Source organism: Bacillus sp. LR--39, from assembly GCF_053613335.1.
Map to the genome: position 1 here is coordinate 1 of NZ_JBSIOT010000790.1, position 744 is coordinate 744.

Genomic DNA, 744 nt, shown 5'->3' on the forward strand with positions numbered 1-744 from the left:
AAGCGCGGATTTCTTTTTGTTAGCCTATAATTCTTACTATATTAACCATTTTGATTCTGCCAACCAGCAGACTATTTTTTCGAAAAAGTGTCCGGTCCAGATTTTTGAGAGGTTTCTGAAGGACGGAATTATTGAAAAATTGAAAACAGAGCCTGAGCCTTTTCGCGTCAATAAAATTGAAAGCATTGGGTTAAACCAGAGGGTGGTCGTGAGTGCAAAGCACAAAGGGGAAGTCATGGGCTACATCTGGATTCAGGAGCTGGACCAAAATCTGACGGATGAAGAGCTCGACTTTTTGTACGAGACCTCCTTCCATGTCGGGAAAATCATTTATAAAACGAATAAATTGAAACAGGAAAAGGAAGAAAAAGCAGAGGATCTCATCAAACGGGCGATCTATCAGCAATTTACCTCTGAGAAGGAACTCAGACGAGAAGCTGAAAGGATCAACACCGTGCTGCCTTCCATGTTTTCAGTTGTGATCCTGCACGCCGCAAATGGGGATGGGGAAGCGGTTGAGGATTTAAAGGAAAATATCAGGTCGTACCTGAATTTACGGGATAAGGTCAGTCATGTCTTAACGATCGAATCAAACATTGTCATCGTCGTAGCGAGTTTTTCCCAAAAAAGCTCCGTCTCCTCAGCAGCTTCTGAATTTATTAACAAGCTGTTAACACATTTTCACTTTCAAAAAATACCTACCCCTATTTATATCGGTATCGGAAACGAATATAATCACCTATT

At 41.1% G+C, this 744-nt stretch carries 1 pseudogene; it reads left to right on the plus strand.

What is annotated here, in order from left to right:
* Positions 1-744 (plus strand): annotated as a pseudogene (gene putR, locus ACWHAR_RS26555) (proline utilization transcriptional regulator PutR); the annotation flags it as partial.